23 protein-coding genes are annotated in these 25605 nt (G+C 42.2%); 11 read left to right on the forward strand and 12 right to left on the reverse strand.

The annotated features are described in order from the left end of the window. Positions 1 to 211 precede the first annotated feature (211 nt). The 3 genes from AACW90_RS12055 (at position 212) to AACW90_RS12065 (ending at position 3415) form a co-directional block, all read left to right on the forward strand. Complete coding sequence (locus AACW90_RS12055) at positions 212 to 1543, forward strand: aspartate aminotransferase family protein (RefSeq protein ID WP_390234710.1); 1332 nt, start codon at positions 212 to 214, stop codon at positions 1541 to 1543. Then, the gene (locus AACW90_RS12060) at positions 1534 to 2376 is read left to right on the forward strand and encodes a beta-keto acid cleavage family enzyme (protein WP_502226695.1); all 843 of its coding nucleotides are present in this window, start codon (positions 1534 to 1536) and stop codon (positions 2374 to 2376) included. Before AACW90_RS12055 ends, AACW90_RS12060 begins: the two co-directional genes overlap by 10 nt. A 64-nt stretch (positions 2377 to 2440) precedes the next feature. Beyond that, entirely contained in the window at positions 2441 to 3415 is a 975-nt protein-coding gene (locus AACW90_RS12065) for a TAXI family TRAP transporter solute-binding subunit (RefSeq protein WP_390234714.1), read from the forward strand. 86 nt (positions 3416 to 3501) lie between these two features. On the opposite strand, the gene AACW90_RS12070 is transcribed toward AACW90_RS12065, so the two are convergent. Then, complete coding sequence (locus AACW90_RS12070) at positions 3502 to 3978, reverse strand: outer membrane beta-barrel protein (protein ID WP_390234716.1); 477 nt, start codon at positions 3976 to 3978, stop codon at positions 3502 to 3504. 93 nt (positions 3979 to 4071) lie between these two features. Continuing rightward, complete coding sequence (gene hrpA, locus AACW90_RS12075; RefSeq protein WP_390234719.1) at positions 4072 to 8007, reverse strand: ATP-dependent RNA helicase HrpA; 3936 nt, start codon at positions 8005 to 8007, stop codon at positions 4072 to 4074. Positions 8008 to 8163: 156 nt separating this feature from the next. Here hrpA and AACW90_RS12080 point away from each other — a divergent pair, with 156 nt between their 5' ends. Beyond that, positions 8164 to 8532, forward strand: coding sequence for a VC1380 family protein (locus AACW90_RS12080; RefSeq protein ID WP_390234722.1), 369 nt, complete (start codon positions 8164 to 8166; stop codon positions 8530 to 8532). On the opposite strand, the gene AACW90_RS12085 is transcribed toward AACW90_RS12080, so the two are convergent. Then, a complete protein-coding gene (locus AACW90_RS12085; protein ID WP_390234725.1) occupies positions 8522 to 9247 on the reverse strand; it encodes a sulfite exporter TauE/SafE family protein in 726 nt (241 codons plus the stop codon). The genes AACW90_RS12080 and AACW90_RS12085 overlap by 11 nt on opposite strands. Before the next feature lie 132 nt (positions 9248 to 9379). Between AACW90_RS12085 and AACW90_RS12090 the strand changes: the two genes are divergently transcribed. Then, positions 9380 to 9826 (forward strand): tellurite resistance TerB family protein, encoded by a 447-nt coding sequence (locus AACW90_RS12090; protein ID WP_390234728.1) that lies wholly within the window; start codon positions 9380 to 9382, stop codon positions 9824 to 9826. Positions 9827 to 9919: 93 nt separating this feature from the next. On the opposite strand, the gene AACW90_RS12095 is transcribed toward AACW90_RS12090, so the two are convergent. The 9 genes from AACW90_RS12095 to AACW90_RS12135 form a co-directional block, all read right to left on the reverse strand. Further along, complete coding sequence (locus AACW90_RS12095; protein ID WP_390234730.1) at positions 9920 to 10450, reverse strand: 3'-5' exonuclease; 531 nt, start codon at positions 10448 to 10450, stop codon at positions 9920 to 9922. A 15-nt stretch (positions 10451 to 10465) separates the two neighbouring features. Beyond that, entirely contained in the window at positions 10466 to 10939 is a 474-nt protein-coding gene (locus AACW90_RS12100) for a DUF2947 domain-containing protein (RefSeq protein ID WP_390234732.1), read from the reverse strand. Between the two features lie 17 nt (positions 10940 to 10956). Next, positions 10957 to 11550 (reverse strand): HD domain-containing protein, encoded by a 594-nt coding sequence (locus AACW90_RS12105; RefSeq protein ID WP_390234734.1) that lies wholly within the window; start codon positions 11548 to 11550, stop codon positions 10957 to 10959. Beyond that, a complete protein-coding gene (locus tag AACW90_RS12110; RefSeq protein ID WP_390234736.1) occupies positions 11547 to 12128 on the reverse strand; it encodes a GNAT family N-acetyltransferase in 582 nt (193 codons plus the stop codon). Before AACW90_RS12110 ends, AACW90_RS12105 begins: the two co-directional genes overlap by 4 nt. Continuing rightward, positions 12128 to 13675, reverse strand: a complete 1548-nt coding sequence (gene tyrR, locus AACW90_RS12115) for a transcriptional regulator TyrR (RefSeq protein WP_390234739.1) — start codon at positions 13673 to 13675, stop codon at positions 12128 to 12130. Before tyrR ends, AACW90_RS12110 begins: the two co-directional genes overlap by 1 nt. Positions 13676 to 13853: 178 nt before the next feature. Next, positions 13854 to 14876 carry a YcjF family protein gene (locus AACW90_RS12120; protein ID WP_390234742.1) on the reverse strand — a complete coding sequence of 341 codons (1023 nt, stop codon included), beginning with the start codon at positions 14874 to 14876 and terminating at the stop codon, positions 13854 to 13856. Further along, a complete protein-coding gene (locus tag AACW90_RS12125) occupies positions 14873 to 16261 on the reverse strand; it encodes a YcjX family GTP-binding protein (RefSeq protein ID WP_390234744.1) in 1389 nt (462 codons plus the stop codon). Before AACW90_RS12125 ends, AACW90_RS12120 begins: the two co-directional genes overlap by 4 nt. 137 nt (positions 16262 to 16398) lie before the next feature. Further along, positions 16399 to 16584, reverse strand: a complete 186-nt coding sequence (locus AACW90_RS12130) for a hypothetical protein (protein WP_195703068.1) — start codon at positions 16582 to 16584, stop codon at positions 16399 to 16401. A gap of 207 nt (positions 16585 to 16791) precedes the next feature. Beyond that, positions 16792 to 18306, reverse strand: coding sequence for a fumarate hydratase (locus AACW90_RS12135; RefSeq protein ID WP_390234745.1), 1515 nt, complete (start codon positions 18304 to 18306; stop codon positions 16792 to 16794). A gap of 145 nt (positions 18307 to 18451) precedes the next feature. Here AACW90_RS12135 and pabB point away from each other — a divergent pair, with 145 nt between their 5' ends. The 6 genes from pabB to AACW90_RS12165 all read left to right on the forward strand — a co-directional run bounded on the left by pabB (position 18452) and on the right by AACW90_RS12165 (position 25604). Continuing rightward, on the forward strand, positions 18452 to 19822 hold the full coding sequence (gene pabB / locus AACW90_RS12140) for an aminodeoxychorismate synthase component I (RefSeq protein ID WP_390234747.1): 1371 nt from the start codon (positions 18452 to 18454) through the stop codon (positions 19820 to 19822). A 14-nt stretch (positions 19823 to 19836) separates the two neighbouring features. Continuing rightward, positions 19837 to 20424: a CoA pyrophosphatase gene (locus AACW90_RS12145; protein ID WP_390234750.1), complete on the forward strand. Its 588-nt coding sequence runs from the start codon at positions 19837 to 19839 to the stop codon at positions 20422 to 20424. 49 nt (positions 20425 to 20473) lie between these two features. Beyond that, positions 20474 to 20944 (forward strand): GNAT family N-acetyltransferase, encoded by a 471-nt coding sequence (locus AACW90_RS12150; RefSeq protein WP_390234752.1) that lies wholly within the window; start codon positions 20474 to 20476, stop codon positions 20942 to 20944. A gap of 233 nt (positions 20945 to 21177) precedes the next feature. Continuing rightward, positions 21178 to 22578, forward strand: a complete 1401-nt coding sequence (gene asnS / locus AACW90_RS12155) for an asparagine--tRNA ligase (protein ID WP_390234755.1) — start codon at positions 21178 to 21180, stop codon at positions 22576 to 22578. A gap of 177 nt (positions 22579 to 22755) precedes the next feature. After that, positions 22756 to 24201, forward strand: a complete 1446-nt coding sequence (locus tag AACW90_RS12160) for an HD-GYP domain-containing protein (RefSeq protein WP_390234757.1) — start codon at positions 22756 to 22758, stop codon at positions 24199 to 24201. A 212-nt stretch (positions 24202 to 24413) separates the two neighbouring features. After that, a complete protein-coding gene (locus tag AACW90_RS12165; protein WP_390234759.1) occupies positions 24414 to 25604 on the forward strand; it encodes an amino acid aminotransferase in 1191 nt (396 codons plus the stop codon). Position 25605 lies beyond the last annotated feature (1 nt).

A 25605-nucleotide genomic window follows, 5' to 3' on the forward strand; every position in this document is an offset into this window, starting at 1 on the left:
GCTTAGATCCCTGCTCAAAAATAATTATCTGCTGTAATAAACACCTCATTTAACAACCAACAATACTCCACGAATTTGTCGGATAAACACCCTACTAATTCTAGTTATTCCATTTTGTAATGGGGGGGGACTATTATTCAGTTGAACAGAACTGAATATACGGCACTATGATTAAATAATCATCAATGTTCGAATCGCAAGGGATTAGAAAATGAGTCACGTATTCCACAGGCATTGCCATACAAAACTGCCACATGTCTCCCATGGTGCTGGTGCCTACCTCTATGATACCGAGGGAAAGCAATATCTCGATGGTTGCGGTGGTGCCGCAGTATCTAATTTAGGCCACAGCCACCCCGCTATCAAAGAGGCAATTAAACATCAACTCGATACTATTCCTTATGCTCATACAGGATTTTTTACGAGTGACGTGTGTGAAGAGCTCGCCACCTTAATTTCTGACCTTGCCCCTGTATCTCTCAACCATGTCTATTTTGTCAGCGGAGGTTCTGAAGCCGTCGAATCTGCCTTAAAAATGGCTCGGCAATACTTTGTCGAGAAAGGCCAAACCGATAAAAGCCAGTTTATCGCAAGGCGTCAAAGCTATCACGGCAATACATTAGGCGCGTTATCTGTGGGGGGTAATGAATGGCGACGAGAACCATTTAGACCATTGCTCAATAATGTACATCACATTAGTCCTTGTTACGCCTACCGTGACCAAACAAGAGAAGAAACAGAGCACGATTACTCCATTCGCGTTGCTAATGAACTTGAGGCTACAATTCTAGACGTTGGGCCAGAGAACATTATGGCTTTTGTTGCGGAACCCGTGGTAGGTGCCACATCAGGAGCGGTGCCTGCGACAGATGGTTACTTCAAGAGAATTCGACAGATATGCGATAAATATGACGTATTGCTGATCCTTGACGAAGTAATGTGTGGTGTTGGTCGTACCGGAACCTTTTTTGCTTTTGAACAAGACGACATCATTCCAGATCTTGTGACTATGGCGAAAGGCCTAGGTGCTGGGTATCAGCCTATTGGCGCTGTCGTGGCAAGCGATGAAATCTATGACACGATTGCCAATGGAAGTGGTTTTTTTCAACACGGGCACACTTTTATGGGGCATCCCATGGCTTGCGCCTCAGCGTTAGCTACCATAAAAACCATCATCAACGACAAATTGCTCGCTAAGGTATCTGATTTAGGTATTAGACTTAAACAAAAACTTGAGGATGCTTTACTACCCTTACCCTACGTAGGAGACATACGAGGTCGAGGGCTATTTTTGGCTATTGAGTTGGTTGCCAACAAAGAAGATAAAAGCCCTTTAACCGTGTCTACCCAAGCGAATAAGGCAATCAAACAAGCTGCAATGAAAAATGGATTAATGTGTTATCCGATGGCAGGAACAATAGACGGGAAACATGGCCATCATATACTGATCGCCCCTCCATTTATCATCGAAGATACACAACTAGACGAACTTGTAGACAAACTAAAATTGTCCCTACAAGAAGCATCGTCGACATGGAACTAGTTATGGAAAATGACAACAATAAAATCGCCATTATTGTCGCTCCCAATGGCGCGAGAAAAACTCGACAAGATCACCCCGCTCTTCCTATCACTGTAGATCAAATCGTTACAGAGGTGATCGCCTGTCGAGACGCAGGCGCCGCAATGGTTCATTTACATGCACGAGACAGTAGTGGTAAGCATTCATTAGCCATCGACGACAACATTGAGGTAATGAACGCCGTTACTACAGCGGTAGGTGACAGCATCATTGTTCAACTCACGACAGAAGCTATTGGTATGTATACACCAAAACAACAAATGGAATTAATAAGGCACACTCAACCTGAAGCGGCATCATTTGGTTTGAAAGAGCTGATCCCAAATGACGCTCATTTAGATAAAGCTAAGTCGTTTTTTCAATGGGTGGCTGACGTCGGCATGATTGCGCAATACATACTCTATAGCGTTGACGATATCGCCCTTTATTTTTCATTGCTCAAAAGCGGTGTTTTGCCCAATAAAAATCACCATACACTCCTTGTCTTAGGTCGATACCACAAGGCATTGCAGTCTTCACCAAGAGATCTAGTTCCATTTCTTACCGACGAATGGTTAGATAACTCCCATCGATGGGCCGTATGCGCTTTTGGCGTACAAGAGCAAAAATGTTTGATAACTGCTATGCTTTTAGGCGCCGATGTTCGAGTAGGATTCGAAAATAATCATCTTAATAATCTGGGGCTTATCGCAAAAAATAATGCTTCACAAGTTGATAACATTAAGGAGCTAACAGATTTACTTGGAATAAATAGGCATAATGCGCACAGTTATCGCAATGCGTTAACAAATTAATTGCCGTCTTAGCGGCTTGTTAACTTAGTTAGATGGATAATTTAAACACATAAAAGGAATTACTATGTCTCGAATTAAGACCCTATTAACCGCTACAACCACAACCGTTCTTATGGGTGCCTCTTTTGCTGTCAGTGCAGCTGATCAGTTCGTCACAATCGGTACTGGTGGCGTAACTGGGGTTTACTACCCAACAGGTGGCGCAATTTGTCGCCTCGTTAACAAATCTAAGAAAGAACATGGTATTCGCTGTTCTGTAGAGAGTACTGGTGGTTCAATCTATAACGTCAACACTATCCGTGCTGGTGAACTAGATCTTGGTATTGCTCAATCTGATTGGCAGTATCATGCATACAATGGCACAAGCAAGTTTGCTGATGCAGGTCCATTTAAGGAACTTCGTGCTGTATTCTCGATTCACCCAGAACCGTTTACTGTTGTTGCCCGTGCTGATTCCGGCATCAAAACATTCGCAGACCTAAAAGGTAAGCGAGTTAACATTGGTAATCCAGGTTCAGGTCAACGCGGTACAGTAGAAGTATTGATGGAAAGATACGGTTGGACAAAAGATGACTTTAAGTTGGCTTCAGAGCTAAAAGCTTCGGAACAATCTAAAGCACTTTGTGACAACAAAATCGATGCCATGGTATACGTAGTTGGTCATCCGAGTGGTGCAATCAAAGAAGCAACAACATCTTGTGATAGCGTTATCGTTTCCGTAAATGGTAAAGAAGTAGATGGCCTACTAGCAGACAACAGCTTCTACCGCACTGCAACAGTACCAGGTGGTATGTATACAGGTAACGCTGCTGACGTAGAGACTTTCGGTGTTGGTGCTACCTTTGTTTCTTCAACGTCTGTTTCTGACGATGTTGTGTATGCTATTGTGAAAGCAGTATTTGAAAACTTCAGTACCTTTAAGAAGCTTCACCCTGCATTTGCAAACTTGAAGAAAGAAGAAATGATCAAAGACGGTCTTTCTGCTCCTCTTCACCCAGGCGCTATAAAGTACTACAAAGAAGCAGGTCTTCTTAAGTAAGATTAACGTCGATAATAAATAATAAAAAAGCCTAACAATATTCTGTTAGGCTTTTTTTTACGAACTAGATAGCTCTCACAAGGCGCTTATAAAAAATGGAACGTCGCGGTCAATGATAGGTTTTTAACATCGTCGTTGTCCATCTTATAAACATGGTATGCCGCACCAACGGCAAGAGGACCAAATACAAAGTATTCAAGACCAACACCGTACATTGGATCGACACCATCATCTTTCACCGCACCGAGTTCTGAATTCCAAGAATGAGCACCAACACGTCCATAAACATGAAGTGGTCCGAAATCAATACTTGGTCGAATAGCCGCGTATATTGAATCCGCAGAGAACTCGTCTGCGCCAATGTCGAATGTCCCATGGTCAATATAACCAGCTTCAACACCAATGAATGGTAGTAAACCTGTACCTATATGAATCTCGGCCGATGTCGCCGTTTCACCACTATAATCAGACTGACCTACCATCGCTCCACCATAAATCAGTGAATCAGCAGACACTGATGTTGCAAAACTAGCTAATGCTAGGACTAATAAAGTCTTTTTCATACCTTACCTTCTTTGTTGTAATCCGCAGGTGGCATAATATTGCCGCTCATACGTTCAATTCTTGAATAGTTTCATACTTTGCAATTTTCTTGCCTAACATGACCCTATCGCATTTTTTATTCTCTTATCAGACACAGGATAAGGTGTACCGAGTTGCTGAGCGAAGAAACTCACCCGTAACTCTTCCAGCATCCAACGGATCTCTTTTACATTATCAGGAATCACCACACCTTTCGGTATTTTATTGAGAAGTTCACGATAATCATTATAAACCGCTTCTACTTTTAACATCTGCAGACGATCCCGATTAGGGTCAATAGGCAGTTTTTCCATTCGTCTCTCAATCGCTTTTAAGTAGCGAAGAATATCCGGCAGTTTTTTCCACCCACATTCTGTGGCAAACCCCTTGAATATCAACCCTTCAACCTGAGACTTTATGTCCGATAATGCAAACGCCATCGTAAAATCAATCTTACCTTTCAGCTTCTTATTGATATTAAATGCTGTCGTCAAGATTGTTTCAACTTGTTTCGCAATATCCACAACCGTATCACCGAGCTCAGCGCGAACAAACTCTTTCTGAAGCTCAAATTGATCGTTATCCCAAACCAACCCACCTTTTTGCTCGATAAGCTTGTCTATCCCACAAGCAATACAGTCATCAATCAAATCCATTACTTTACCGTAGGGATTGAAATACAACCCTAGTTTGGACTTGTTCGGGAGGTTTGCGTGCAAATACTTAATAGGGGATGGCACGTTTAACAGTATCAATCGTCGCTGGCCTGCTTTCATTGCAGACTCTTGTTCATGTTCCGTTTCAAAAAGCTTAATTTCTACACTATCTTTTCCATCAACGATTGCAGGAAAGGCTTTTACTTCAAAACCCCCTCTTTTTTGCTGATATACTTTCGGAAGCTCACCAAAACTCCAAGTATGCAAACCTTGTTGTTCAATATCGTCATCAGCAACCTGCGAGAGGGTCTTCTGCACTTGTTCTTTAAGGCTCTCTTTAAGTTCGTGCAAATCTTTATGTTCTTTCAGTTTACGTCGATGTTGGTCTACCGCTCGAAACGTTACTTTTAGATGTTCCGGAATTTGATCTAGCTTCCAATCATCTCTTAATACTTCTACACCGGTAATACGACGTAGCTCTTTTTCTAGAGAGTCTAGCAACGGAGCCTCAAAAGGCGTGACACGAGCTAAAAATGCATCCGCGTAGTTTGGCGCTGGCACAAAATTGCGTCGCAGCGTTTTAGGCAGCGATTTGATTAAACTAATGACCAATTCTTTTCGTAAGCCTGGAATCTGCCAATCATATCCGGAGTTGTCGATTTGGTTGAGTATAGGCAACGGTATGTGCACCGTAACTCCATCCGTATCGTCACCCGGTTCAAATTGATAACTCAGTTTCAACTTGATGTTGTTGTGATGCCAGAAATTCGGGTAATCCAGATCGGTTATGTGGCTAGCATCACCTCTAAACAACATCTCTCTTTCAAAGTTGAGTAATTCTGGATTCGTTTTGCTGGTTTTTTTCCACCAACTGTCAAAATGCCTTGCAGATACGACATCCGTTTCAACGCGTTGGTCATAGAATTCAAACAGTTCGTCATCATCAACTAGGATATCTCTACGACGGGATTTGTGTTCCAGCTCTTCAACTTCGAGTAACAACTTGCGGTTGTTTTTGAAAAAGGCATGTCTGGTTTCCCATTCACCTTCGACTAAAGCGCTACGTATAAATATCTCTCTACATACCACTGGGTCGATAGAATCGTAGTTCACCAGCCTTTTAGGCACGATAGGAATGCCATAAAGCATCACTTTTTCCGATGCCATTACAGCACCTTGTTTTTTGGACCAGTGCGGTTCGCTATAGGTGCGTTTTATCAGGTGTTTTGCTAAAGGCTCTATCCATTCAGGTTGAATTTTCGCAACAACCCGTCCCCACAACTTAGACGTCTCAACGAGCTCTGCCGATATCACCCACTTTGGCTGTTTCTTAAATAAACCAGAAGCAGGGAAAATATGGAATCGCGCATTACGAGCACCTTGATACTCATTCTTTTCCTGATCCTTCACACCAATATGAGAAAGCAAACCAACAAGCAATGCACTATGGATTCCCTGATAGTCGCCCGGTTTGTCATTTAGTTTGGTATCCATTTCCCGCATGGATTGATGAAGCTGAAAATAAACATCTTGCCACTCTCGGATTCGAAGATAGTTTAAATAGTCTTGTTTACACTGCTTTCTGAATTGATTCGAAGAGAGTTCTTTCTGCTGCTCCTGAATATAATTCCACAGGTTGATCAACGTGACAAAATCAGACTCTTTATCAAAGAAACGACGATGTTTTTCATCTGACGATTGTTTATTGTCAGATGGACGCTCTCTTGGGTCTTGGATTGAGAGCGCGGAAGCGATAATCATCACCTCTTTCAGGCAACCAAACATTGGCGCTTCTATCACCATTCGCGCTAAGCGAGGGTCAATAGGAAGGCGGGCGACTTGGCGACCTATTGCGGTTAACTGTTTTTTGGTATCACTGCTGCTTGCGTTCATCGCGCCTAGTTCTTCAAGCAGACGCACACCATCCAAAATGTTGCGATTGTCCGGTACTTCCACAAACGGGAATGCTTGAATATCACCTAGCCCTAAAGCGGTCATTTGCAAGATAACGGAAGCAAGGTTAGTACGCAGAATCTCTGGGTCGGTAAACTCAGGCCGAGATTCGAAATCTTCTTCTGAGTAAAGTCGAATACAGATCCCTTCCTCTACACGCCCGCAACGTCCTTTACGTTGATTAGCACTTGCTTGAGAAATCGCTTCTATCGGTAAACGCTGAACCTTTGTTCTATAGCTATATCGACTGATACGTGCCGTACCAGGATCAATAACGCATTTTATACCCGGTACGGTTAAAGAGGTCTCTGCCACGTTGGTCGCAAGAACGATCCTGCGCCCTGCATGAGGTTGAAATATCTTGTTTTGTTCGCCAGACGATAGCCTCGCATAGAGTGGCACGATTTCCGTATCACGGAGGTTTCTTTTAGATAAAGCATCGGCGGTATCCCTTATCTCTCGTTCACCGTTCATGAAGATAAGAATATCCCCTAAACCTTCGTCCACGAGTTCATCTACTGCTTCAAAAATGCCCTCAAGCTGATCTCGATCATCCGCGTCATCGCTATTTAGCGGTCGATATCGAGTTTCCACCGGGAAAGTTCTACCTGACACTTCAATGATCGGTGCATTAAAAAAGTGTTTAGAAAAGCGTTCTGGGTCGATGGTTGCTGACGTGATAATAACTTTTAAATCGGGGCGCCGTGGGAGCAACTCTCGAAGATAACCGAGTATAAAATCGATATTAAGACTGCGTTCATGCGCCTCATCGATAATAATAGTGTCGTATTGATTAAGAAATCGATCATGCTGAATTTCCGCTAACAGAATACCGTCAGTCATTAATTTTATCTGGGTATTGTCGGAAATCTGATCGTTAAATCGAACTTTATAACCAACAAATTCGCCGAGTTCGGTTTCCATCTCTTCGGCTATTCGGTTGGCGACTGAACGAGCCGCTAAACGACGCGGTTGCGTATGACCTATTAAACCGAATTTTCCCCGACCTAACTCACTGCATATCTTTGGAAGCTGTGTGGTTTTGCCCGAGCCTGTTTCCCCAGCGACAATAACAACCTGATTCTCAGCGATGGCTTTAGCAATATCGGCTCTTTTTTGGCTAACAGGGAGTTGTTCTGGAAAATCGATGGTTGCACTGTTTGACTGGCGCTCTTGCACCTTCATCATAGACTTAGCAATATCGAGTGTTATCTCATCAAAAACCGCATTCATTGAATGTGCATTTTTAATGCGGCTAGCACCATGTATCCGCTTAGATAATCTAAATCTATCCTTTATCAAACAATCTTTCAGTGCATTTCTTAGTTGCGCTGCACTGTTGTGTCTGTTTTTTTCGTTCTCAACGCCGTGCGATTGAGATTTCGATTGTGACGATGTCAACGAGATAACCTACCTAACTTGAAATTGCGCCGATTGTATCACAGCAATATCTAGAAGCCGTAACATTGTTAACCCGACTTATTAGTAAAGATTTGTTATTCATTTACTTAGGTTATCGTTACAATAGGCTTCTCTAAACAGACCCAGTGGTAAAAAGTGAAAACCTCTCAATTAGTTCAGTTCCTCTCTACTCTTCCAAAAGGCCAAGACCCTGATGTAGTAACGGGTGAAGAGTGGCTACCTGAATCGTTGATCGACGCCAGTTTTGATGGTGATCTTGTTAATCTACGGTTTGACAATGCACCAGAAGAAGATGCGGGAGATCTCGAAGGCAGAGGCTTTGTTGAGCACGAAATCATTATGTTAAAAGATCAAATAGTGAAGCTAATGTTCGATCAAACAATTGACCAAAAAGCGAAGGCAGAACTTTTCTTATCGCTTTTTATCCTTTCCCACGAGAAAAGCAGTACCGAAGTGATAGAAATATTAGAAGACCCGTTGGCGTGGATTTCAACTACCAAATAACGCTTTCCAATATTGCCCCTGCACCGCTAACAAAACAGAGCAGTAACGCAGCCCATCGAATCCACTGCTTTGATAAACGATGTACAATTAACGTCGCCGTTTTATACCCAAGCCATGCCGCAGGGATTAAAGGCAGACTTAAGTAAAAATGGTTTAACGTTAAATAACCCACAAAATACTGTACCAGAAGAGACATCAACGAACTAAATAAGAAAAATGCCGCCAGATTGCCACGAAACTTATTAGCATCTTGATGCTGTAACAATATTGCCATTGGCGGCCCACCAATACCTGAACTTGTTCCCATAAATCCTGACAAAAAGCCTGCTACTGCCATTTTATTTCGTGTTGGTTCGAGCCGAATTGGTAGCAAACTCAAAACCAATGAGATGATGACGGCAATACCTAACCAAAGCGACAAAGAATCGACTGACACGTAAACCAGCAAAAAACCACCGGCAACAGAACCTGGTATCCGTCCGATTATTGCACTTTTTAACCCTCCCATTTCTATATTGGAGCGGTTTCTAAAGGTACTTAATAGCGTGATAAAAAACGCGGCAATAATGATTGGAGCAGGTACATATTCTGGAGAAACATGAAAAAGTAATGGTGCGGAGACAATGGCTAAGCCAAAACCTATCGCCGTTTGAACAAAAGCGCCGAGGAATATAATTCCCATTGCGATAAGAACGGAAGAGTCTAAATCTATCATTAAAGTAAACTACGAAAACAAAACCGCATCTTAACTTTTTTTATTCAAGTTTTGTAAACTATCGTAAGCAAGGGTTGTAAATATATTTTGTGCCTATATCTTTGAATAAAGAGAAACGAATAAGGTTCCATTATGTTTAAATCTATAAAGTCGATATTCAAAGAGTTATTGGAAGGAAATGACTTATCTGGCAATACCATCAGTGATCCCGATCTCGCGATCGCCGCTTTGCTTTGTGAAGTGGCTGCCGCAGACTCTCAAGTGGCAGATGATGAAGAAAAAGCCAAACTCGTGTTGCTCATGCATTTGCTCGATATTGATGAGCAAAAAGCCAAGTCTTTAATCGAAGAGGCTAAAGAAAGCATTAAGCAAGCGGTCTCTCTTTACGACTTCACGACTCAGCTAAGAGAGTTAGAGCAACCCGCGCGCTTTGACCTTGTGAAGGCAATGTGGGAAGTGGCAAACGCTGATGGATATATAGACCCTCAGGAAGACGCCGTTATCAGAAAGGTCGCGGAGCTCTTATACGTGGATCATAGCGAGTTTATTCGCGCCAAGCTCAGTGTTATACCTAAGTAAGCTAAAGATAGTGGTAAGGTAAATAGAACGAGATTGTAAGTATTTGGGTGTCCATCATCGACACCCAAATCAACCCACCATAAAATGAGCAATTTATAACAAGGTAAACGCTAGTTTCGCTAAATTATACGCGTCCACATAGCCGGAATGCTGTCGTCCTTCCCACTCGATTCCTTTTGATTCTTGCGCCGCTCGATGACCGATTCGTTGATCCTTAACTCGGTTTTGAATTCGATATATTGTCGCTAAATTAAGATACTCATGAAAAGGGACGTCTAGCCCCTTTTCCATACATTCCCCCTTAAGAATGAGATCATCACGACCCCATGCAGCGTAGATCTTATTTGGACCACCGAAGTATTTAACCATGGATTTAAATACGTCTTCTAAAGGGCGACCTTGCTTTTGAATTGTTTTTGAGGTGATACCGGTGAGCTCAACACAAAACTCTGAGATTTGATCACGCTCTGGCTTTACATAGTATTGTGCTCGTCTCACTATCTTCTGAGTAGACAGATCTATTTCAGCCAAACCAATCTCAATGATCTCACCCGTTGTACCTACGCCATCATTGTTCCAACAACACATCTCTAAGTCGAAACAGACGACCCTATTGTAATTCATGTTAAACCCTGTTCTTTATTGCTTTTCACCTAGTTTTACGCTGCCATCACTGGCAAACCAAAGTGCTTCTTTTCGCCTTCTACCCAATAATATTGGACCATCATCGTAAAATAAGAAGTTTTTCCAATTCTCTTTAAACACAGACCATTTGGTCTCGATAACATTATATTTTTCATAGCAAAAATAGACGGTAACGTCATCTTGCCAATCGATATGTTCAAGTACATCTGCGGGTAACGCCGCGTCATCGCTCTCCCACTCTTTCATCCAATTGATTTCGTTAAACCAGCTGTTGGTCTTACTTGGCCAATCTTGGTTAGAAAATCGCTCTGCATCAGGGCTCTGGTTGCTGATGTTCTCTTTCCAAAACTGAGCCGAACGAGCTTGAGTCATTGGCTTTATTAGTGGAAATAATTTCTCTTCAATAGGCATCGACTGGTGAGTAAAAATCCACTTACGACTGTATTCATCTAAATTTAGGTACGACATTGCAATTCCCACATAATCTACGGCCTAAGCCAGCCTTTAACCACTGAATCATCTATCATCTCTAACGCTTTTTCCCACAAGGCATTGGAGCCCTTCTCTATTCGGCCGTTGATATCAATAACCTGTTGTCTCGCAATGCCATACTCAACCCAACTTTGTCCCTGATTCTTATGGTTCATTAATATTGGGATAACTCTATCCAATGCCTTGGCAAATAGTGCCTCGTCTGATTGAGCTTCTTCAAACTCTAACCATACGCCTTTCAGCTCCATCGCTTGGTCATCTGGAAGCATGCCAAACAGCCTGTCCGCCGCTTGCTGTTCTTTTTCCGCTTGATTTTCTGATGCTACTGCATCGTAAACAAAGGTATCACCTGCGTCAATTTCAACGATATCATGCAGCAATAACATCTTTACAACCTTAGTAATATCGACTGGCTGGTTCGAATGCTCTTGTAAAATAATAGCCATCAATGCCACTTGCCAGCTATGTTCTGCCGTGTTTTCCAATCTTTTGTCTGCACTTTCAACCCGCGTTCTGCGCAAAACCGATTTCAATTTATCTAGCTCCATGATTAATTCGAGCTGTTTACTTAGTCTATCGCTTATCATTTTTTCTCTCGCCATTCTTTATTAAGCAAAGCGGTAAGGTGATGGTCTTCCCAATTGCCGTTAATCAATAAATAGTCTTTTGCAAAACCGACTTTTTCGAATCCCTTTGATTTTAGGACCGCGGCACTTTTCAAATTTATAGGCATATAACTTGCTGATATTCTGTGCATATTTTGCACCTTAAACATCCAACCGCAAGCGAGATTAAGCGCTTGACTCATAATACCTTTACCTTGCATATCTTCGTCTAGAGAATAACCAACGCTACAAGAATGCACAGGAAAACGGGTTAAATTACTAAACGAGATAGTACCCAGCATGTCACCAGAAATACGATTAATGATCAAACAGTAAAAACCCAGTTCGAGCAAATGCAATTCGTTTAGTTTAATCAGTTTTTTCGCCCATCCAGCTTCTGTAAAGAAAGCATCTTCTCTGACTGGCTCCCAAGGGCGTAGGTATTCTTTGTTTTTAATAAAGTAATCACTGATAAGTTTAGCGTCGTCTTTTGTGGCCAATCTGACCTGCAGTTCGCCAACTCTTTCGTCCAGTCGACAAAATTTAAATTCTTTCCACATTACAGTTTCTTAATTCCATATTCTCTAAGTTTATTTGCAATTGATGTATGTGATACACCTAAGCGTTTCGCCAATTTTCGACTCGATGGAAATGATTGATATAACCTATCTAGAATTTGAGATTCATACTCTTTCATAATCTCATCTAATGACCCATCCAAACTGACGCCGATATGGTTAACCATACTCGACTCCACCTTAGGCAATTGAAAATCGTCAATGGTTAACGAATGTCCATTAAGCTGCGTTATCGCTCTTAATACCATGTTATCAAGTTCTCTGATATTCCCCGGCCATTGATAATTAGATAGCTCTTCAGCTACCTCAAGGCTGATGCTTGGCTTGTTTATACCCAATTGAAGCGAGTATCGATGAATAAATAAGTCGAGTAGCGGTGATACATCGCTTGAACGCTCTCGAAGAGAGGGAATAGATAGCGTTAAAACGTTAAGTCGATAATAAAGATCTTCTCTAAACTTACCTAACTCGGTCAATGTCGCCAGATTCTGTTTAGTCGAGGCAATAATTCTTACATCCACATGTATTTCGTCTTCCGCGCCAACTCGTCTATAGGTGCCGTCTTGCAAGAAACGAAGCAGTTTAATCTGAAGATGTGGGCTCATTTCGCCTATTTCATCTAAGAAAACAATTCCGCCATCGGCTTGTTCGAAGATACCTTTATGTCCAATGCCTTGATTAAAAGCCCCTGGAGCATGCCCAAATAGTTCTGTCTCAGCGACATCATCAGGCATGGATGCACAATTGAGCACCAAGAAAGGCTTTGTTGCTCTTTCTGAACGAGAATGACATGCGCGGGCTATCATCTCTTTACCGGTCCCCGTTTCGCCTTCAACAAGCAGAGGTTGGTCCAGCATCGCCAATTTTTTTGCATGGGAAATTAAAAACTTATGTCTATTGGAAATACCAACAAAATGTTCAAACCCGACCGAGCTCGACTCCGGGAGAAAATTCGTCTTTAACTGATCTTGAAGGATTGATTTGAGTGTCACTACTGCACTTGCAAGGACGGATTCGTCTTGATTCTCTCCGCTAATATAGACAGGCGTAACCTCTAGAACATAATCGAGACCATCAATGACTACCGACTCTCGTTTTCTATTTACATCACCTTCTATCCAGTCAGCAAAATTGAAACTAGGTACATACGTCGCAATTTGCTCTCCGATAATCGCATCCACATCCTTGCAAAGTAATTCGCACGCAGCGTGGTTTGCCATATCGATGCAGCCCGTAAGACTGACAGATAATACTGGGTCTGGTAGGTTCGCCAGTAAAGACACCAATTCCGTATTGTGTCTTTCACTTGGCATAAATCGAATTTTTCGCACATCAGTTACGCCAGATATACGCCTTATTTGAGCCATTAACTCACTGAAAGCCTCAAATTCTATCTCTCGACAGCATAGGTATATGATACCGACAACATCGATCTCTATACCACGCAAGTCAATATTTCGAGAGGCGAGTAACTCAAGTAATTCGCGGGTAAGCCCCACTCTGTCTTCACATAATACTTCAAGACGCACGAAAAAATCCTTCAAGGTGTCAGGAAAAGTTGACACCAGTTTGTATTAAGGAATTTACGGCGTCAAGATCATAAACAGATTCTGAGGCGATCGACTCAAAATGGTCCTCAACTGATGGATAAATAGGCGTTAAAGATTGTATTTCGTCATATAAAACGATGCAGTTATTACCAAATTTTTATAACGTATTTTTGAGTTTCACTAGCAAAATTTTACGAATTTCACCTAATCGGACCTTGTTCTCTTGATTCCATGGGATCGGTCGCAACAAGGACATCGCTCTAAGACCCAGCCTTGCCGTTAAGATGCCAACACCAAACCCTTGTGCGACACGAGTGGATACTTTACCCGCAAGATCCATAGAAAGCAGATCCATACCAGCATCAGTGGCCACCTCTGTTGCTCCTGCTACCGCCATGTTAACCAACACCAGCTTAAACAGCTTCAACCTTGACCAGTAACCAAGTTCGACTCCATATACTTGAGCTAGCTCATCAATTAGTTTGAAGTTTCGCCATGCAACTAACAAAATATCGACAATAGCCAATGGGCTCACTGCAACAAGTACCGCCGCTTCTGTTGATAGTTTCGCCACAATCGCTTTCGCTTGCTGATCTTGCTTGGTGATGACCATACCTTCATACATCTGCAATATTTCGGCGTCGTTGTGCGTATCGTTTATTGCGCTTTGCCAACGGCTATAGCTCGGGTTGACATCGCTAATCCCGCTCTCTTTCGCCAATTGCTCACAAAAAGGTTTTCCTTTACCAAGCCTTGAGCTTTTTAGCAACTCTTCACTCTGTTCATGTACAGAAAAATGATGGCGTAATCTTCTTAGCTTTAATAGTTCTTTACCAATTGCCAAAATTCCCAACCCAGCGATTGATGCCATAAACAAAGACCATCCTACCGATAACCAATTCGAAGATTGTACCGCTGTGATAACAGTGTCTGCGGCTTGCCAACCGATCAAACCTGTAAATGCCGCCAACAAACCCGCACCTAGCCATTTGCGCTTTTTACTCGGTCTGATAATCGACTCTAGTTGTTCTTCTGCCAACTCTGCTGATTCTTCTTCTCTCTCAGCAGGAACAAATTTAACCTGCTCTTCAAATGTTTTATGGGTAGTCAGTTCGATATTATCTTGTGTTCGCGTATCGATGTTCTCAGAAAAGATATGCTTAGATTTATACTCTGTCATTTAAGTTTATCCCCAATTAAATATTGCAGTGCTTTATCGATTCTGATGTGATTCAAAGCGCTATCACTATTCGACTCCATCGGCCGAAAGCTATTAAAGTCAAACCGATTGTTATCCCAAAACTCTTTTTTTGGCAGTTTTTCCGGTACTTCTCCGGGGTAGATTGTCAACGGCACACCATCGTTCGTCGTCCCTTGCAATGCAGGTACATTCTCATCACCATTTGAAACAAACCCTGTCGTCGTAGCGCGGATTGACGCAATGGTTATACATTCCATATCGATGTTCTCAAATGCGGCGTGTTGCCATGACGGATGTACCATCTGTTGCAACAGAGAAAGCAACGAAGTGTGTTGTTCTGGTGTTACATGGTCTGCTTTTGTACTGGCAAAAAGTATCTTATCGATTCGTGGAGAAAATAACCGCTTTAGTAGAGAGCTTCTACCGTAACGAAAGCTTTTCATGATCTGCTCTAATGCACTTTTCATATCATGGAAAGATTCATAACCTGCATTCAATGGTTGCAAGCAATCGACTAATACAATTTGTCGGTCAAAGGTGGCGAAGTACTCTTTATAAAAACGCTTAATCACTTTCGTTTGGTACTCTTGATAACGAGCACGCAGCATTCCATAAACGCAATGCTTACTTGCTTTCTTAAGTTGTTCTGGATTCTCAGTATCAGAGTATGGGAAGAACTGAAGAACAGGCGCCCCCTTCAACTCTCCTGGCAATACAAAGCGGCCCGGTTGCACCCAATGCAGCCCTTCCTCTTTGCAGCGATATAGGTATTCTGTATAAATTAACGAAATTCTTTCAATCTCTTTTTCATTCGCTTCCGCTAGGGGATCTAGACCTTTTAAACTCTCTAACCACGGTTTAGCGAGTTCCGACCGAATCCCTTTCAGCGATGAAAACTGCGTTTCACTCCACTGTTCAAAACTCATTTCCAATAAGGGTAGGTCAAGTAGCCATTCTCCGGGATAATCGATGATATCAAGATACAAGGTTGATGAATCAGCCAATAGACGCTTAGCCCCTTTTTTAGGCTTATAGCGTAAAGCAAGGCGGATCTCACTGACATCCTTTGTTGGCTCTGGCCACTGAGCGGGCACGTTTTGTAAAGAGTCCATGGCTTCATCGTATGAAAAACGTGGAACCATCATGTTGGTTTGCGGCACTCTTTTTGCGCCGATTAGCCGCTTATCTCTTGCGGCACTTAGTAACGGTAGATTGTCATCAATAGACGAGTACAAAAGCTGATTACTCAATGAGGTTATAAACGCCGTTTTACCTGCCTTAGAAAGCCCTGTGACTGCTAATCGCATGTGGCTATCCATCCCTCGATGGAACAAGTCATTAACTTCTTGGCGGATTTTTTTCATTAATTTATGCATCCTCTACGAGCTTTAAGCACTGAATAGGTTAGCGAGATAATACGGGAGGAGATGTGAAAGAAAAAGGAACAAAGATTGGTTAGCACTATTACTAATCAATCTTTGTTAGATTATCTATGACGTTGTTAGTCTTCTTCTACTAATTTGTATATGACAAAGAGAGCAAGCTCTAGTAGCAATGTAGTGACGATACTAATCATTACCCACTGTTGATTAAAAACACCAATACCTTGCAAAATCATATCTTTTACAACGAAAAAACCAACGATAACGGCAATGATGAGCTGAAGTACTTGTACAAAACGAGCCATTTTAAATTCCATCCTTGTTTTTATTTTTTGGTCGATATATCTAATTTTGAGATCGATATAGAATACGTTAAATACTGATAACACAATATCTGGCATACCCTAATTCATAATATTTGTAAAAAATACGATTACTTTTCATTAAATACCATACCATTGATAAATCAAGAAAAAGCGCAAATTTTCCTGCGTTTTGTCGACATTACGTTATTATTTTGCTGCTTCTGCTATTTTTACTTTCCAAGTATCAGGACCAATTTGGTGCGCATTAGCACCTCGCGAATCCACTGCTACGGTAACAGGCATGTCTTCCACATCGAATTCATAGATAGCTTCCATCCCCAATTCTTCGAAAGCAACGACGCGAGCTTTCTTAATTGCTTTCGCAACTAAATAGGCTGCACCACCAACGGCCATTAGATAAACCGCTTGGTTCTTTTTAATAGATTCAATAGCCTCAGGGCCTCGTTCTGCCTTACCTATCATTCCCATTAAGCCCGTTTCTTCAAGCATCATATCAGTGAATTTATCCATACGAGTTGACGTTGTTGGACCTGCAGGACCCACAACTTCATCACCTACTGCATCAACGGGGCCGACGTAGTAAATAAACTTACCTTTAAAGTCGACTCCTTCAGGCAAACCCTCACCACTTTCAAGCATACTCTGAATACGTTTATGTGCAGCATCACGGCCAGTTAAGATTTTACCTGACAGTAAAACCGTTTCACCTGTCTTCCACTCTTTAACGTCCTCTTTAGTCACTTCATTAAGGTTTACTCGACGAGTATCTTTATCCGCTTCCCAGGTAATTTCTGGCCAATCTTCTAGTTTTGGTGGCGTTAGTTCGGCAGGCCCAGACCCATCAAGTGTAAAATGTGTGTGACGCGTAGCGGCGCAGTTCGGAATCATACAAACAGGTTTAGAAGCCGCATGAGTCGGAGCCGTTTTAATCTTGACGTCAACAACAGTGGTTAATCCACCAAGACCTTGAGCTCCTATACCGAGCTTATTTACACGTTCAAAGATATCTAAGCGCAGTTCTTCCTCTGCATTTGATGGCCCTCTGTCGATCAAGTCTTGGATATCTATGTGTTCCATCAACGACTCTTTAGCCAGTACCGCGGCTTTTTCCGCAGTACCACCGATACCAATACCGAGCATACCTGGTGGACACCAACCAGCACCCATCAACGGCAATGTTTTTTCTACCCATTCTGCAATGTCATCTGATGGATTTAACATTACCATCTTGGTCTTGTTTTCTGAACCGCCACCCTTAGCCGCGATCTGCACTTCGACCTTATCACCCGGCACCATATTGATATGAACAACCGCTGGCGTATTGTCTTTAGTATTAATGCGTTTGCCCGCAGGATCAGACAAAACCGACGCACGCAACGGGTTGTCAGGATTGGTGTATGCTTGACGGACCCCTTCATCGACCATTTCTTGAACGGTCAGGTCACTTTCCCACTGGACTTGCATACCAATGTTTACGAAGCAAGTGACGATACCCGTGTCCTGACAGATAGGTCGACGACCTTCCGCAGACATTCGAGAATTAATAAGAATTTGAGCCATCGCATCTTTGGCTGCTTTACTCTGCTCTTTTTCGTAAGCACTCTCTAGCGCCTTGATAAAATCGAGTGGGTGATAGTAGGAGATGTATTGAAGTGCGTCAGCAACACTACTGATTAGATCTTCTTTACGGATGACGTTCATTGCTTGCCTCTCTATATTTCATTTTTAGATTCAAAAGAATGTGCCATGACACCCAAGTGAATATTATTTAATTTTTAAATTATGATACCCTTGCTCGCAACCTAGCGCCATTCAGTGATTGAACCCTTTGTCACAAATCAAACAAATGAATACCAATAAATTTCAACACATCAGTACTATTCCACTCGACTACAGCCCTAGCCTTGCGTTAACGCTTTTCTCACCAATCTCGGAACTTCCCTGGTCGATGCTGCTTCGTTCTGCTTCTAAACATCATCCGGACAGCCGTTACGATATATTGGTTACACAACCTATCGCGACACTCGTGACGCGCGGAGAAAAAACCTTAATAACGCATGGCAATGAAGCACAAGAATCCAACCGTGACCCATTTGCCTTACTTCAAGAAATTCAGGAATCGCTTCTCCCTAATACCGACATCGACATCGATCTACCTTTTATAGGTGGCGCATTGGGTTATTTTGGGTATGACTTGGGTAGACGCGTAGAAACAATCCCTAATATCGCAACAAAAGATATCGACGCTCCAGACATGGCGATGGGTATTTATGAATGGGCAGTGGTCATCGACCATCTCGAACAAACCGCCTGTATAGTTGGAAACGACATTGAAAAGCACCACACTTGGTTACTCAATCTAAAAGAGACCATGCAGACCCGTTTTGCCCTTTCTTCTCAATGGCAATCAAACATGTCCAAGGCTGACTACACATCAAAGTTTAATGCTGTATATAGATACTTACACTCTGGTGACTGCTACCAAATTAACCTCGCACAAAGGTTTTGCGCCGATTATCAAGGTAGCATTTGGCAGGCTTATCAAATACTAGAACAGGCAAACCAAGCCCCCTTCTCTGCCTTTATAAAACTGGGAAATAGCGCGATTTTAAGTATCTCCCCTGAGCGATTTTTACAAATAAAAGGGCAAAACATTGAGACCAAGCCAATTAAGGGCACACGTCCACGGTCTAATAATCCAGTAAAGGATATGGAAAACGCCCACGATCTCGTCAATACTGAAAAAGACCAAGCCGAAAATCTGATGATCGTTGACCTGCTACGCAATGATATCGGTCGGGTCGCAAAGCCTGGGACAGTAAAGGTACCACGATTATTTGAAGTTGAAAGCTTCCCTGCGGTACATCACCTTGTTAGCACAGTGACTGCTGAGTTAGCCACAGAGTACAACGTAACTGACTGCTTACGGGCATGTTTCCCAGGAGGCTCGATTACAGGTGCGCCAAAAGTTCGTGCGATGGAGATTATTGAAGAGTTAGAGCCCCATCGAAGAAGTATTTATTGTGGCAGTATTGGCTATATTAGCCGCTCTGGTCAGATGGACAGTAGTATTACTATTAGAACGTTAATTGCAACAGAGCAGCGCTTATATGCATGGGCTGGCGGTGGCTTAGTCGCCGATAGTCAAGTGGCATCAGAATACCAAGAAACGTTAGACAAATTGAGTCAAATTTTACCGATACTCACGGATTATTGAGGGAATATTTATAGATGAATTACCAAACGTTGCTACAAAATTTCTGTTTAAATATCCCTGTCGAATATCATGCAGAATCATTAGAGCGTTTGCAAAAATTGGAACCATCTTCATTACGCAAAGCGGCGGTGCTCATTGCTTGCGTTGAGCGACATGATGGTCTGCATATTATTCTGACCAAACGAGCTAACCATCTACGCCACCATCCCGGGCAGATCAGCTTTCCCGGAGGCAAACTAGAATCGTTTGATAATTCACTGCAACAAACCGCAATTCGTGAAGCCAACGAAGAGATTGGACTTGACCCTAAATTGGTTACTATTCTCGGACAATTGCCTCCATTAATGACATTCAGCCGATTTATGGTGACACCTGTTATTGCCTTGGTGAATAAGGATTATCAGATCACCATCGATGCCAACGAAGTTGATACGGTTTTTGAGGTACCAGCCGCACACCTATTCGATATAGATCAACTCTATAGTCAAGTTTTCCAATTCAAGACATATTCTCATCGAATCTTCGCGATCCCTTATAAAGAACATTTCATTTGGGGGGTGACAGCGCAGATAATTCAAGCACTGCAACTTCAATTAAATTGAGTTATTCTACGCATTGTACTCGTAACGACAATTTGGATTTGTTCAACCAATGATTACCATAAGAAAAGCCAAACTGAGAGATTATTCGACACTGATGGAACTGGAAATAAGTTCCGAGCAACAACCGTTTGTATCGATGTTTGGAGAATTGTATAAAAATAGATTACCAGAATACGAATTTTACGTTGTTAACGAAGGTAAAGAATTACTCGGTTTTTTCCTATTAGATACCGCCTTTTCAAAAAAATACACCTTTGCAGAGAAGAACGAGTTAGGTCTTCGAAATTTCGTGATTGGAAAACAATATCAAGGCAAAGGCTATGGCACATTAGCCATGCAGCGTATACTCATTTATGCTTATGGTGCTTATGCCGATAGCCGTTCTATCTGCTTAACTGTAAACAAAAAAAACCTTGCGGCTTATCGCTGTTATGAAAAAGCGGGCTTTATCGATACTGGGGTTCTTTATTTTGGTGGTGACGCCGGTCCGCAACATATTTTGAGGAAACAAATTGGCTAATCTATCAACAACAAAGAGCCCATTTTAAATAAAACATTGCCCGTCAGACCGGAATTTAGCCTCACTCGTCTTCATTTTGTACTTTTTCTATGTTTATTTGTCATTTGTGCTTGAAGCTATTTATTTGACAGGTAATATCGCAGGTTGAATATAACAATTTCTAGATTTGGTTAACATCGTTGCAGAAAAGCGACATGTTTTACTGTTCATTCTTTATGGAGAATAAAAATAAAATGACTTACGCGCCTGTAAAAGACGTTTTAGGCGGAAAGCTAGCGGTAGACAGTGAAGTAACTGTTCGTGGCTGGATCCGTACACGTCGAGATTCCAAAGCCGGTATCTCTTTCCTCGCCATTTATGACGGCTCTTGTTTCGACCCGATTCAGGCCGTGGTCCCTAATAATTTAGATAATTATTCTAATGAAGTATTAAAACTCACCGCAGGCTGTTCTGTCGAAGTAACAGGTACCATTGTTGAGTCACCAGCGAAAGGGCAAGACTTTGAACTTGCAGCTACAGACGTTAACGTTGTCGGTTGGGTTGAAGATGCGGACACTTACCCAATGGCAAAGACTCGCCATTCTATCGAGTATTTGCGCGAGGTTGCGCACCTACGTCCACGTACTAACGTCATTGGGGCTGTTGCTCGCGTACGTAACTGCTTATCACAAGCAATACATCGTTTCTACCATGAGAATGGTTACTATTGGATGTCTGCACCTCTCATCACTTCTTCCGATGCTGAAGGCGCGGGTGAGATGTTCCGAGTTTCTACATTAGATATGACTAATCTCCCTCGTACTGAGAAAGGTGATATCGATTATAACGAAGACTTCTTCGGTAAAGAAACATTCCTAACGGTATCGGGTCAACTTAATGCTGAAGCTTATGCTTGTGCACTGAGTAAGGTCTATACATTTGGTCCTACGTTCCGTGCAGAAAATTCAAATACGAGTCGTCACTTAGCCGAATTTTGGATGGTGGAACCTGAGGTAGCATTTGCTGACCTTAATGACATCGCATCGCTAGCCGAAGACATGCTCAAGTACGTATTCAAAGCGGTATTAGATGAGAATCGTGATGACTTAGAGTTTTTTGCTCAACGTATCAACAAAGAAGCGATTACTCGATTAGAACAATTTGTAGACGCTGACTTTGCACAGGTCGATTACACAGATGCTATCCAAATTCTTATTGATTCTGGTAAAGAATTTGAGTTCCCTGTTGAATGGGGTATCGACATGTCATCGGAACATGAGCGTTTCTTAGCGGAAGAGCATTTCAAAGCACCAGTGATAGTTAAAAACTATCCAAAAGATATCAAAGCATTCTATATGCGTATGAATGACGACGGCAAAACAGTCGCAGCAATGGATGTTCTCGCACCAGGTATCGGTGAGATTATTGGTGGCGCTCAACGTGAAGAACGCCTAGATGTTCTTGACAACCGCATGCGTGAGATGAACATCGACCCTGAACACATGGGCTGGTATCGCGATCTTCGTCGCTATGGGACGGTGCCTCATTCTGGATTTGGTTTGGGCTTCGAACGTCTTGTAACCTACGTTACTGGCATGGCAAACGTGCGTGATGTTATTCCATTCCCAAGAACACCGAGAAGCGCAAATTTCTAAACGCTGTCTTTTGCTTCGTTAAATCAGCAAAGCGTTATTTGAAAAATGCTAAGAGCCGCCCAATTTAGGCGGCTTTTTTTATGATTTTCGTTCCATTTTTATCAGCATGAAATAAACTGGTTGGCCATTAGGTCTTATCAATTGAGATAACTACCAGCGACATTCTAGGGACAGGCCATGTATCAACCGAAGTATCAATTCATTAATACCTTAATGAATTATTTAATCGCTGGCATCATTTTCGGTACGTACGGTGGCCGAGTTTGTCCGATGCTAGAAACATTATCAGCTGTCGAGATAGGATCTCATGTCGCAATAACCTTTTTTGCCATGTTCGTCACTCGTCATATATTGTCTACACGTGGTTTTTTTCCATTCAATGGGCAGCTCTCCAAATTAGACACACTACTCTTTTTTGCATTCAGTCTCCCGCTGGCAGGGTTCTACAACCTGAACTATGAATTCCCTTATGACAGCAATTTGAAAGTCATCTTTGGTATAACACTGTTTGGTTTTCTATCTGGCACTATATTGGAACTTCTAGAAAAAAATAGACACGTGGCAAGTGACCAATTTCTAACCTCTTTAACTGGCGAACGTCGCTCCATCATCACGCAGATGATCTCTCTATTTTCATTGCTTATTATTGCAATAATCGCGTCTCTGACCATGATTGAAGTTAAAGATATCTATTGGCTTGAACATAACCCTGAACGGCTTTTAGATGGCTCTGGTCGAATTAGCGTATTGAAGGAGTTTATCTATGTTTCGTTCGTTCTTATAGCATATGGCGCAACCATAATCGTCTTATGGACAAAACTGCTGAAACAATTATTCGACTCTCAGGAACTCGCGTTAGAGAAAGTAAGCGCTGGAGAAGTCGATATTCGTGTTCCTATATTTGATAACGACGAGTTAGGATCAGTCGCATCATTGACCAATGACATGCTCGACTCTCTTCACTCTTCTAGAGCAGAAGTAGAAAACACCCGCGACATCGCCATTGTAAGTTTATCCGCATTGGCTGAAACGCGTGACAATGAAACTGGCGCTCATATCCTCAGAACACAGCAGTACGTGAAAGCATTGGCCCAAAACCTATCTTCACACCCTTTGTATTCTGAGACATTGTCTGCTTCGTATATCGACATTCTTCACAAATCAGCACCGCTGCACGACATGGGTAAAGTTGGTATTCCTGACAACGTATTGCTCAAACCCGGAAAACTCACCGAAGAAGAGTTTGAAATAATGAAACAACATCCTCAGATTGGTGCGGATGCCCTCTCCTTTGCCGAAGAGCAATTAGGGCCATGCTCATTCCTAAATGTGGCCAAAGAGATATCATTGACCCACCATGAAAAATGGGACGGTTCTGGGTATCCAAAGCAGCTATCAGGCAACAACATCCCAATTTCTGGACGGTTAATGGCTCTGGCTGATGTTTATGACGCGTTAATATCGAAAAGAGTCTATAAACCAGCTTTTAGTCATGAAAAAGCGAAATCTATCATACTGGAAGGTTCAGGTAGTCACTTTGACCCGCTAATAGTGGAAGCCTTCTTGTCGGTAGAATCTGAGTTCGTAGAGATTGCTGCACGTTTTAAAGATAAAAATCAATAACGTTTTTATGCGCAATTTATGAACAACAACATTCAACAAGTTCAGCTGAATTTGGAATTTTTGCTGTTTAAAGTGCTAAATAGGCTGACTTAAATCATTAAATTCATCCAAATTAACTTTATTTAGGTTTTTCTTCTTTTTTACTGTTGTCAGTTTTCATTCATACAGGTATAAATAAAATAACCCACTACTAATTAACACGGATGAAGATTATGTTTGAGAAAGTTGCTGCGGCTCCGGCCGACCCTATTCTTGGCCTAACAGAGCTATTTAAAAAAGACACCAACCCTAAAAAAATCAACTTAGGTGCTGGTATTTATAAGGATGAGCAAGGAACTACTCCTGTACTTGCTACCGTGAAGAAAGCTGAAGCGGCCATCCTAGAATCTGAAAAAACAAAATCTTACCTCACCATTGAAGGTACTGCAGAATACGGCCTAGCCGTACAAAAACTCCTGTTCGGTGTTGACGCAGAGATAGTCTCTACTAAACGAGCGAAAACGGCACAGGCCCCTGGTGGTACTGGAGCACTACGTCTGGCAGGCGAATTCATTAAGCGTCAATTAGGTTCACCTAAGATATGGATAAGCAACCCTACTTGGGCGAATCACAATAGCGTGTTTACCGCTGCAGGTTTAGAAACCGTACAATACAGTTATTACAACGCGACGTTAAAAGAGAAAGATTTCTCTGCAATGGTCGCTGATCTCTCTCATGCTAGCGAAGGGGATATTGTTCTACTACACGGCTGTTGTCATAACCCTACAGGTATCGACCCAACCGCAGAAGAGTGGGAGCAACTTGCTAAACTGTGTGCTGACAAAAAACTGGTTCCTTTATTTGACTTCGCTTACCAAGGCTTTGCAAAAGGCGTGGAAGAGGATGCATCTGGTCTACGTACATTTGCTAAATTTAATAAAGAAATGCTAGTCGCGAGCTCTTTTTCTAAAAACTTTGGGCTATATAACGAACGGGTTGGTGCGTTTACGATTGTTGCCGAATCTGATGAAGTGGCAGCAACTGCATTCTCTCAAATTAAAGCCATTATTCGTTCGATTTATTCTAACCCACCGGCCCACGGTTCAGCGGTTGTTACCTATATTTTGAACAATCCTGAGCTACGAGCAGAATGGGAATTAGAAGTCGCAGAAATGCGCGATCGTATTCAAGAGATGCGCACGTTGTTTGTAGAAACACTCAAAGCAGAAGGCGTGACGAGCGATTTCAGTTTTATCGAACGTCAAAATGGCATGTTCTCTTTCTCTGGTCTAAATAAAGGTCAGGTAGAACGTTTAAAGCAAGAGTTCTCTATCTATATTGTAGGTTCTGGTCGTGTGAGTGTTGCAGGCATGACCAAAGCGAATATGGGACCGCTTTGTAAAGGTATTGCCGCAGTTCTATAAC

This window comes from Vibrio frigidus, assembly GCF_042465995.1.
Lineage (GTDB): Bacteria > Pseudomonadota > Gammaproteobacteria > Enterobacterales > Vibrionaceae > Vibrio.

Bases quoted from the DNA above. Each gene is read 5' to 3' on its own strand.
- AACW90_RS12130 (WP_195703068.1), bottom strand. From the start codon at position 16,584: ATGGCTCGTTTTGTACAAGTACTTCAGCTCATCATTGCCGTTATCGTT.
- AACW90_RS12160 (WP_390234757.1), top strand. From the start codon at position 22,756: ATGTATCAACCGAAGTATCAATTCATTAATACCTTAATGAATTATTTA.
- AACW90_RS12070 (WP_390234716.1), bottom strand. From the start codon at position 3,978: ATGAAAAAGACTTTATTAGTCCTAGCATTAGCTAGTTTTGCAACATCA.
- AACW90_RS12125 (WP_390234744.1), bottom strand. From the start codon at position 16,261: ATGAAAAAAATCCGCCAAGAAGTTAATGACTTGTTCCATCGAGGGATG.
- AACW90_RS12145 (WP_390234750.1), top strand. From the start codon at position 19,837: ATGAATTACCAAACGTTGCTACAAAATTTCTGTTTAAATATCCCTGTC.
- AACW90_RS12150 (WP_390234752.1), top strand. From the start codon at position 20,474: ATGATTACCATAAGAAAAGCCAAACTGAGAGATTATTCGACACTGATG.
- AACW90_RS12110 (WP_390234736.1), bottom strand. From the start codon at position 12,128: ATGTGGAAAGAATTTAAATTTTGTCGACTGGACGAAAGAGTTGGCGAA.
- AACW90_RS12085 (WP_390234725.1), bottom strand. From the start codon at position 9,247: ATGATAGATTTAGACTCTTCCGTTCTTATCGCAATGGGAATTATATTC.
- AACW90_RS12090 (WP_390234728.1), top strand. From the start codon at position 9,380: ATGTTTAAATCTATAAAGTCGATATTCAAAGAGTTATTGGAAGGAAAT.
- asnS (WP_390234755.1), top strand. From the start codon at position 21,178: ATGACTTACGCGCCTGTAAAAGACGTTTTAGGCGGAAAGCTAGCGGTA.
- AACW90_RS12105 (WP_390234734.1), bottom strand. From the start codon at position 11,550: ATGATAAGCGATAGACTAAGTAAACAGCTCGAATTAATCATGGAGCTA.
- AACW90_RS12065 (WP_390234714.1), top strand. From the start codon at position 2,441: ATGTCTCGAATTAAGACCCTATTAACCGCTACAACCACAACCGTTCTT.
- pabB (WP_390234747.1), top strand. From the start codon at position 18,452: ATGAATACCAATAAATTTCAACACATCAGTACTATTCCACTCGACTAC.
- AACW90_RS12120 (WP_390234742.1), bottom strand. From the start codon at position 14,876: ATGACAGAGTATAAATCTAAGCATATCTTTTCTGAGAACATCGATACG.
- AACW90_RS12095 (WP_390234730.1), bottom strand. From the start codon at position 10,450: ATGAATTACAATAGGGTCGTCTGTTTCGACTTAGAGATGTGTTGTTGG.
- AACW90_RS12165 (WP_390234759.1), top strand. From the start codon at position 24,414: ATGTTTGAGAAAGTTGCTGCGGCTCCGGCCGACCCTATTCTTGGCCTA.
- AACW90_RS12055 (WP_390234710.1), top strand. From the start codon at position 212: ATGAGTCACGTATTCCACAGGCATTGCCATACAAAACTGCCACATGTC.
- AACW90_RS12100 (WP_390234732.1), bottom strand. From the start codon at position 10,939: ATGTCGTACCTAAATTTAGATGAATACAGTCGTAAGTGGATTTTTACT.
- AACW90_RS12060 (WP_502226695.1), top strand. From the start codon at position 1,534: ATGGAACTAGTTATGGAAAATGACAACAATAAAATCGCCATTATTGTC.
- AACW90_RS12135 (WP_390234745.1), bottom strand. From the start codon at position 18,306: ATGAACGTCATCCGTAAAGAAGATCTAATCAGTAGTGTTGCTGACGCA.